Origin of the sequence: Tunicatimonas sp., assembly GCF_049647865.1 — a bacterium.
GTDB lineage: Bacteria > Bacteroidota > Bacteroidia > Cytophagales > Cyclobacteriaceae > Tunicatimonas.
Genome location: NZ_JBARYM010000002.1, coordinates 1 through 4,600 on the forward strand (window position 1 = coordinate 1; position 4,600 = coordinate 4,600).

The 4,600-nt window shown below is 38.4% G+C and carries 4 protein-coding genes; 3 read left to right on the forward strand and 1 reads right to left on the reverse strand.

Annotated features, from left to right (window positions below; genetic code table 11):
• Positions 1-208: 208 nt before the first annotated feature.
• The gene (locus tag WBA23_RS00015; protein WP_424580179.1) at positions 209-1,345 is read right to left on the reverse strand and encodes an LOG family protein; all 1,137 of its coding nucleotides are present in this window, start codon (positions 1,343-1,345) and stop codon (positions 209-211) included.
• 264 nt (positions 1,346-1,609) lie between these two features.
• Between WBA23_RS00015 and WBA23_RS00020 the strand changes: the two genes are divergently transcribed.
• The 3 genes from WBA23_RS00020 to WBA23_RS00030 all read left to right on the forward strand — a co-directional run.
• Entirely contained in the window at positions 1,610-2,014 is a 405-nt protein-coding gene (locus WBA23_RS00020) for a hypothetical protein (RefSeq protein ID WP_424580180.1), read from the forward strand.
• A 599-nt stretch (positions 2,015-2,613) separates the two neighbouring features.
• Positions 2,614-3,066 (forward strand): hypothetical protein, encoded by a 453-nt coding sequence (locus WBA23_RS00025; protein ID WP_424580181.1) that lies wholly within the window; start codon positions 2,614-2,616, stop codon positions 3,064-3,066.
• A 6-nt stretch (positions 3,067-3,072) separates the two neighbouring features.
• Positions 3,073-4,600, forward strand: a 1,528-nt coding sequence (locus WBA23_RS00030) for a M6 family metalloprotease domain-containing protein (protein ID WP_424580182.1), incomplete at its 3' end; no start/stop codon positions are given.

Sequence of the window (4,600 nt, forward strand, 5' to 3'; positions counted from 1 at the left end):
TAACAACGTATAGCTAGGCAAAAATAGTTTAGGCTAGTAATGGTAGAATAAGAAGTTGTTGTATTTAATCTGGTAAATATGTTCCCGCGAGGCGAAAATGAAGGAAGGGCCTAAGCCTTGATGAGGCTTTTTAACCGGGCGGCGATCCGCGAAGTAGCAGCGCGAAAGAAATGGTCATAAAATCATAAGATTATTGTTTTGCCATTACTTAACTAGAAGTAGCCTGGGGTTGATGATTTAGAATAAATTGAACAATACGTTTGGGGTCATCGGAAAGGAAAAGTAGATCATGGTACTTCTTTCCGTAAGATAGCTTTCTTATGAGGGGGTAAATCATTGATTCAATCTCATACCACTGTTGCCCCAGAAATATCATTGGACTAAGGTAGTTGAATGAAGCGTAGTGATTCTGAGCAGCATCCATAAATATTTCTTGCACCGTTCCGGCACTGCCAGGCGCGAATATCACTCCGTATAAGCAAATCGCTAGTAAAGTATCTTCCCGAATACTATTGGAGAAATATTTAGCAATATGAGAAGCAAACAAATTGCTAGGTTCGTGCCCGTAAAACCAAGTAGGAATTGCCAAACTCTCTTTACCATCCGGGAACTGCTCCAAAACCCGTTGAGCCTGAACAATAAAATCTTTATCCGTATAGTGAGGTGCAGCTTGCAACATTTCCAAGGCATCTTTCAGTACTTCATCTGGCTGAAAAGCCAAGTATGCCCCCAAATTTGCTGCCTCCATAATACCGGGGCCACCACCCGAAGCCACTGTATACCCTTTCTCAGTAATAAGTTTAGCCGTTTGTGCTACCTTTTTGTAAAATGGATCAGTTCGTAATGTGCTATGTCCACCCATTACTCCCACAAACTTTCTATCAGTCAACCCACCTGCTCGAAATCCTACGAAATCGCGTAGAGCATCATCAATAGCATGGTCATGAATACGTTGGTACAGTGCCTCATTAACCGGAGGGGTAAACTCATACTGGATGAAGTATCGATAAATTTCCAGATCCCTACTCTGATCTTCGATAGCATCATATCCATCCATCAGTTCTTGCCAAGTATATAGCTTGGTTCGATACGGATTATAAGGAAGATGATTCACCTTTGGAAAAACAACAGCTCCTTTACTAATAAGGTAAGCTTTGTCTTCATTTTTAAATGTACAACCGAGAAAAACCGTATTTTCAACTCTAACATTATTCCACGCTATAGAAACTCCCGATAGATCAATTCCCTGAATCGTACAGCCTTTTAAAGAAGAATGATGTTCTATCGCATCAGTAAGCGCTTCTATTTTCTGGTACGCACGATTTCTATTTTTAGAAGGTATCACAATATATTATTTAAAGGATAATTAATAACTTTTAGTAAGTAATAAACTCTTCAGCATGTAATAATCATAAGGTTTTCTGAATTGAATCGGTACTATGTTTAATATTTTTTAACGAAGTACATAGGTCATATCTACTTTATCAACTATTTTGGACAATAACAGAGGTAAAATGTAAAAAAATTTATATTATTTATTGTATATATTACATTTAATATATACATTTGAATAAATATTAGAATTTAAACTTTTGATTTGTATAAAGTGATGGAAAAGTACCCTGAGCTAATAAAAGCACCAGAATGTGCGGAGCAATTTTTTAATGAATATAAAGGCGTGATGCCGGAGAAGAGCCTTATAGCCGGATTCAACTTCGCACTTAGCTGTGATATGTTCCACTATTCTTTCAACAAGTACTTACTGAAGGAAGGGAATAGCTTTTATCGAGTAGGTGAAAGTATCCGCAAGTTTTTTTCTGAGAATACCGATAATCCGCGTCGTGCCGCTCTCTTCTCAATATTCGTAAATGAGTATTTAACTGTCACTCGTGATCTGCTGTTAAATCGTGAATATTATGAACTCATGGCTCGGTTTGATGAAGCAGAGGAGAAGGCTCTCCAGACAGTTAGTTTGCAAATGAGTGAAATCAATCGTTCCCAATCCATAGATTAGCTACTAATAGCTATGAGCCTAAATTTGTATCGCAGTTATTGTAAGGTTTACTTAAATGATTAGTGATAACTACTTGAATTTTAATTATTCATCAACAATCATTAGAAAACGAGCGTTGACAGTACATATTTAGGTAGTAGTTTATATGGTAGAAGCAAAAGATCAGCCTGCACAGGTTGATCTTTTGTATTTTAGTAGCTATACTACATTTTTTAAACTTTTCTTTTTTTTGAATAGTTAGATTTAAGAAGATTCATCAGGTTTCTACAAAAAGAATATACTATTTGCGACAAAATCTTACATCAATTTGTTCAGACCTCGCTCGCATATGCTAACGTGGTAATATGTAATTTTTTGACGATAGTGGTCCATTGTTATTGTAAGTTTCTAACAAAATATTTAATAATACAGAAAGTCTGCAACTATAGCTATGGTGTAAATCAGAATATTGAATTAAGATAAATTGCTTTTATTACGTACTTTTTTAGCAATTTCTACATTAGTAAGCTTGAATTTTAGCTATTTTTTCTAAAATTTATGTTATTAGTGAGATAAATTCAGTGAACGTATGAGAACGATTCTATATTTACTGTAGGGCTATGGTTAGGTTATCTTTATTTTGGTTAACTTTTCTGGTATATCATTCTGCTATTCTGCCAGCTCAGGATATACCTTCAGCAACACCACCTGCACCTTACTCGATCATTGTTACTCAACCTAATGGGCAAAAACTGCAAGTAACAGCTCGTGGCGATTCATTCAATAATTGGATGGAGACCGAAGATGGGTACGCAGTCATAAAGAACCAATCAGGGATTTATGAGTACGGCATTGCTGAGAACGGGCAGTTAGTTAGTAGCGGTATTCTCGCCGTAAATCCTACCGAAAGATCAATTTCTCAGCAACGCCAGTTGTTAAGCATTAAGAAAGGACCTACCCGACAGTTAGTGAGCACCCAAACGAGAGCTTTTGGTCCGCTATCGCCTCTAAGTGCTAATGCCCGGCTCAATTCAGGTGCTGTAGTTCCAACCCAGGGTGATGTTAATGTATAGGCCATTTTGATTGAGTACCCCGATCTAAAGCATAAGTACGAAAAAGAAGATTTTGAGAAGCTGTTTAATGGGCCATCGGACCAACCAACCTTTAAAAGTTATTTTCAGAAAAATAGCCACGGTAATTTTAACCCAACAGTTGAAGTAGTAGGCTGGTACCAAGCCAAAAATGACTATGAATACTACGGAGAAAAGCACGGTAAAAATCGAGCTAGAGAGCTAGTAACTGAGGCAATTGCAGCGGCGGATAATGATGTGGATTTTAGCAGATTCAACAATGATAATAAAGGCAATATTGATGGGGTAATGATTGTTCATTCCGGACCGGGAGCTGAAGAAGGTGGCAGGAAAGAGTACATTTGGTCACATCGTTCAGCAATTTCGGCAAAATTTGTTGATGGGGCGTTTCTGCAAGACTATACTATTCAGCCGGAAGTAAGGGTAAGTACCAAAGGAATTGTTGGAATAGGTATTTTCTGTCATGAGTTTGGCCATCTGCTAGGTTTACCTGACCTATACGATACCGATGGAACCGATGATCAGCACTATGGTATCGGTGAGTGGGGCCTAATGGGCCTAGGTGGGTGGCTAGGTAAAGAAGGTCATCCCGCAGGAATGTCTGCTTTTTCTAAAGAAAAATTGGGATGGGCTACCGTGCAAGCTATTAATGAGACGGGTAGCTACCAGCTAAAGCCAGCACACAATAATGGAAATGTCTATAAGATCACTACTTCTAATTCTAACGAATATTTTTTATTAGAAAATCGGCAGAAACAAGAAACTGATCAATATTTGAACGGGAGTGGGTTAGCGGTATGGCATATTGATACGGAGCGTACTAACCGTTATCCTGAAAGTATCCACGTGAACAACCGCCGAGATTTTAAAGGAGTTGATTTAGAAGAGGCCGACGGACAAAACGACTTAGATTTTAGGCGTAACCGTGGTGACGAAGGTGATTTGTTTCCAGGAAGTAGCAAGCGTACTGAATTTGGCAATGAATCTGACCCTAGCTCAGATCTATATGAAGACCAGGGTAAAGGATTGAAGAGCAATGTTTCTATCACCAACATTCAGTTGAGTAACGGTATTATCTCTTTTAACTACGGTACTGTAGAAGACAATAGTGGCACTAGCTGTGAATTGGCAGTGAAAGCTCAAGAAGGTAATAATACATTACCTAAAGAAAACTATTGGTACATATTTACTTTACCACAAGAGGGCCGACTGGTGGTTCAAGACGCAAGTGCCTCAGTATATAGCGACTGTGATGAGTCTTCGTTACTAGCTAGTTCTATTAATAACCAATTAACTACCGCCTGGCTGGCAAAAGGAGAAACAGTCAAAATTAAACTAGGCGACAACCAACCAACTTCTCTACCATCCAAGTGGAAACTAGGTATTGATAATAAGAAAATTGACCCAGCACTCACCGTAGGAACAATTGCTGCAAAAACTTACGGTAATGAGCCATTTGATTTGAATGTTTCTTTTCAAGGCGATGGAAAAACTAGCTACCAAAAAGTGTCTGGTC

What these genes read in the sequence shown, in the direction of transcription:
- WBA23_RS00020 (WP_424580180.1), top strand. Translation starts at nt 1,610, where the DNA reads ATGGAAAAGTACCCTGAGCTAATAAAAGCACCAGAATGTGCGGAGCAA.
- WBA23_RS00025 (WP_424580181.1), top strand. Translation starts at nt 2,614, where the DNA reads ATGGTTAGGTTATCTTTATTTTGGTTAACTTTTCTGGTATATCATTCT.